We start from the raw sequence: 3,441 nt of genomic DNA, 5'->3' as shown, positions 1-3,441 counted from the left end.
ACCTCGCCCGCCCGAATGCGCCGCCACAGATCGGCCCGGTAGCGCGCGATCGCCTTCTCTCTCGAACAGGCCGGGCCGATCCTGAACGGATTGCCCCACTTCGTGCGGCGGTCGATCAACACGGTGTTGTCCAACACCTGTGCATATTCGAACTCCTCGCGCAGCCTGGGTTCGGTTCTCAGGTTGATGACGGCGTCCATGTCCTCCCTCCTCTTTCCCGGTCGGCCTGCCCGACTCTCCGCTCCTCTCTTCCTCCACCGGACAGGGGGTCGGGACGGGCGGCCCCCGGCCCCGGGGCGCAGGCCGCCGGGCGGAACAGCGGCGCGAAGCGGGCGCGCAGTGCCGCCGAGCCGAGCGCGACCAGGTCGTCGTTGAAGTCGTTGCCGGCGGGCACGATGACCGTCGCGGCCACACCGAGCCGCGCGCAGCGCCGGGCGAGGCGTTCGGCCGCGAGCGCACCGTCCTCGTCGTTGTCCCGCGCGATCACCAGCCGCTCGACGCCGGGCGGCGGCGCGAACGCGCCGAGGCTGCCGGCGGAGAGCGCGGCGGCAGCGGTGATCTCCGGCACGGCGGTGATGAGGGAGAGCACGGTCTCGATGCCCTCGCCGACGACGAGCGCAGCGTCGTCGGAGGGGGCGCCGAAGCGCACCGCGAGGCCGTAGACGCGGCCGAGCGCCTTGCGCGGCGCCGCGACGCCCGCCTTGGCGGGCAAGCGGGGATCGAGCCAGGTGCGCTGCACGCCTGCGATCGCGCGCCCATTCTCTTCACCGGGGCCGGCGGTGACGGCGGCGACCAGCGCCGGGAACCGGCGCACCGTCGCGCCTTCGCGATAGCGAAGCGCGGGATGGAAGCGCAGCGCCGCGAAGCGGCAGCGCGACAGCCCGCGGGCGCGCAGATAGCGCTCGGCGTGGCTGCCGTCGACCGCGCGGCAGCGCCGCCACAGGCGGCGCGCCGCCTCGGTCGCGTCGTAGGGCGCGTCCGGAGCCGTCGCCGGCGAAGCGGGCAAGGCGAGGAACGCGCGCGCCTCGTCGAGCGCCGCGCGCAGCGTCGGCGCGTTGGTGCGATGGCGGATCAGGTCGAGCAGGTCGCCATGCTCGCCGGTGGCCGCGTCGGTCCACTTGCCCGGCTTGCCGGCGCCGGAGAGGCGGACGAAGAGCGAGCGCCCGCGGGCGCCGTCGAGGTCGCCGGCGACCCAGTAGCGGCCCTGCCGGCGGCCGTGGGGCAGATAGCGCCGGCAGACCTCCTCGGCGCGCGCGGCGAGCGCTGCGGCAATGGCGGCGGCGGAAGACGGGCCGTAGCGCATGGGCGACCTCCTTCGGGAAACTGCGGGACGCCCGATACCGGCCGGCCTCCGCCTCCTGGCGGAGCAGATGTGCGAGCGCGTCGCGCAAAGCGCGGGCGCGAGGCCGGGCTGGCGGGAAGCCGCCCGGCGCTACCGGTGGACAGGCTCGTGGATGACGATGGAGACGCCCTCGCAGGGCGCGAGGCGGTCGAGCAGCAGGTCGCGGACCGCGGGCCAGGGCAAGCCGCCCAGGCCGCATCCGAGCGGCGGGACCGCAACGGAGCGGACGGCGCGGCGATCGAGGACGCCGGCGAGGTCGTCGAGGCCGGCGGCGATGTCCTCGATGCGGCTGCGGTCGCGCCAGTGGCGCTTGGTCGGGAAGTTGACGACGAAGCGCGGGCACCCGGCGCCGGCGTCGAAGACGAAGCAGCGCCCGGGCCGGACCGCGCGCCGCGCGCAGGCGTCGCGGTAGGCCTCGTAGTTGGCCGGGAAGCGGCGCCGGAACTGGAGGGCGAGGCCCTTGCCCATGACGCCGACGCAGTTGACGGGATTGACGAGGGCCTCGCAGCCGGAGGCGAAGAGGTCGCCGTGGACGAAACGGATCATGGCGCAGCTCCTTGCAGGGGAAGATCGAATAAAGGCCCGCACCGCCCGGCGGCGGGCCGGCGGGTCGCTACCGCGCGAGGGTGCGGAAGGTGGCGGAGAGGCGCGTCGCGGCCTCGCCGGCGGTGTCGGCCCGGTCGATGCCGTGCATCCAGTCCCGGCGTGCGGCGCCCGCGAGGACGAGGATGGAGCGGCGCGGGAGCACGGTGACCTCGTCGCCCGGCAGGCCGTCGCGGGCGTAGGGGCGGACGGCGCGCGGGCGGAAACGCATCGGCCAGTCGGCGGCGAGCGACAGGGACGCCACGACCGGCCCGAAATCTGCATGGTCGGCGTGCATGCCGATGCCCTGGCCGGGGCGGTACTCGTTGACGATGCACTGCACCGGCAGCGCCCCGCCGAAGTGCTCCCGCAGCCGGTCCGCCATGACCGCGGCCCAGCGCGGGAGCGGCGCCGCGGGCTCCGGACGGCTCGCGCCCCGGTAGTCGTAGCGGTAGCCGTAATGCTGCACCCGGCGGCGCAGCTCGGTCATCCACGGCGCCGATCCGATGCGCAGCAGGATGCGTTCCTCCTCGGCCGGGGTGACGAAGTCGGGGACGACGACCGCCCCGTGGGCGAAGATGCTGTCGCGGGCCATGCCTCTCTCCTCATGCAAGCGAACCGCCCGGCCCGTGCTCTCCCCGGCCTCCGGCGGCGGGAGCGGTCAAGGGGCGCCGGAAAGCCGGCCGACATCGATCCGGCCGATCCAGGCGGCGGCCCGCGCGCCGGGATCGCCGTCGCGCAGCTGCTGGCGCAGCTCCATCCAGAGCCGGCCGAGCACGTTGTGGCCGCGGCAGGTATGGCCCCACGGCTTCGCGCCCCACCAGTCGTCGCGGGTCGAGACTTCGACGATCGGCCGGTCGCCGGTCGCGGCGAGCGCGGCGTCGATTTCCGCCGCGTTGGCCTCGCGCTTCATGCGCAGGACCCAGCGCATGACGTTCACCCGCTGGGCCGTCCAGAGCGGATCGAGACCCGCCGCCGTGCCGCGCCCGATGGCGGCCGCCGCGCGCGGCGACGGCGCGCCGGCGATCCGGCGCTGCACCGCCGGGGCGGCGCCGAACTTCGCCGCCTGGTACAGGGCCTCGGACGTCCGGAACGTCCACGGGCCGGCGGCGATCGGCGCCGCCAGCGGCGCGAAGTTGCTGAATTCGCCCCAGGGGGCGTTGGTGAACCGAAAGCCGCAGGCCTCGTCGCGCTTGTAGACACGCATGGCGTCATCCTCCGTTCGTGGGCGGCGGCCCCCTCGGGCCTGCCGCGATCCGCCCCCACACAAGCTCGCCTCCCTCCCGCCAAGGGGCGGAGCGGAGCGCGGGGGCGCATCCCCGACGGGCTTCCTCCGGGCCGGCTGCAAAAAAGGGCCGACGCCGAAGCGCCGGCCCGAGTCGGGAGGGAGGAAGCGAAGGACAGGAAGCCCTAGAACGGGATCTCGTCGTCCGGGTCCGCGGGCGGGGCAGCCGGGGCGGTGCCGGTGTCGCCCGCCGCGTCCGGGTCCGGCTGCATCTTGCCGCCGTCGCCGTTCG

5 protein-coding genes are annotated in these 3,441 nt (G+C 75.2%); all 5 read right to left on the bottom strand.

Features of this window, described 5'->3' with window-relative positions; genetic code table 11:
* Positions 1 to 200 (bottom strand): DUF4326 domain-containing protein (locus OXM58_03875; GenBank protein ID MDE0147488.1); only part of this gene is annotated, 200 nt, incomplete at its 3' end.
* Positions 179 to 1,303 carry a toprim domain-containing protein gene (locus OXM58_03870; protein ID MDE0147487.1) on the bottom strand — a complete coding sequence of 375 codons (1,125 nt, stop codon included), beginning with the start codon at positions 1,301 to 1,303 and terminating at the stop codon, positions 179 to 181. The genes OXM58_03870 and OXM58_03875, both read right to left, overlap by 22 nt.
* A 129-nt stretch (positions 1,304 to 1,432) precedes the next feature.
* Positions 1,433 to 1,888: a macro domain-containing protein gene (locus OXM58_03865; protein MDE0147486.1), complete on the bottom strand. Its 456-nt coding sequence runs from the start codon at positions 1,886 to 1,888 to the stop codon at positions 1,433 to 1,435.
* A 67-nt stretch (positions 1,889 to 1,955) separates the two neighbouring features.
* Entirely contained in the window at positions 1,956 to 2,519 is a 564-nt protein-coding gene (locus OXM58_03860) for an alpha-ketoglutarate-dependent dioxygenase AlkB (GenBank protein MDE0147485.1), read from the bottom strand.
* Between the two features lie 66 nt (positions 2,520 to 2,585).
* A complete protein-coding gene (locus OXM58_03855) occupies positions 2,586 to 3,131 on the bottom strand; it encodes an NADAR family protein (GenBank protein MDE0147484.1) in 546 nt (181 codons plus the stop codon).
* Positions 3,132 to 3,441: the final 310 nt, after the last annotated feature.

Source organism: Rhodospirillaceae bacterium (genome assembly GCA_028819475.1).
GTDB lineage: Bacteria > Pseudomonadota > Alphaproteobacteria > Bin65 > Bin65 > Bin65.
This window is presented reverse-complemented; position numbering and strand designations above follow the sequence as displayed.

What these genes read in the sequence shown, in the direction of transcription:
- OXM58_03870 (MDE0147487.1), bottom strand. Translation starts at nt 1,303, where the DNA reads ATGCGCTACGGCCCGTCTTCCGCCGCCGCCATTGCCGCAGCGCTCGCC.
- OXM58_03865 (MDE0147486.1), bottom strand. Translation starts at nt 1,888, where the DNA reads ATGATCCGTTTCGTCCACGGCGACCTCTTCGCCTCCGGCTGCGAGGCC.
- OXM58_03860 (MDE0147485.1), bottom strand. Translation starts at nt 2,519, where the DNA reads ATGGCCCGCGACAGCATCTTCGCCCACGGGGCGGTCGTCGTCCCCGAC.
- OXM58_03855 (MDE0147484.1), bottom strand. Translation starts at nt 3,131, where the DNA reads ATGCGTGTCTACAAGCGCGACGAGGCCTGCGGCTTTCGGTTCACCAAC.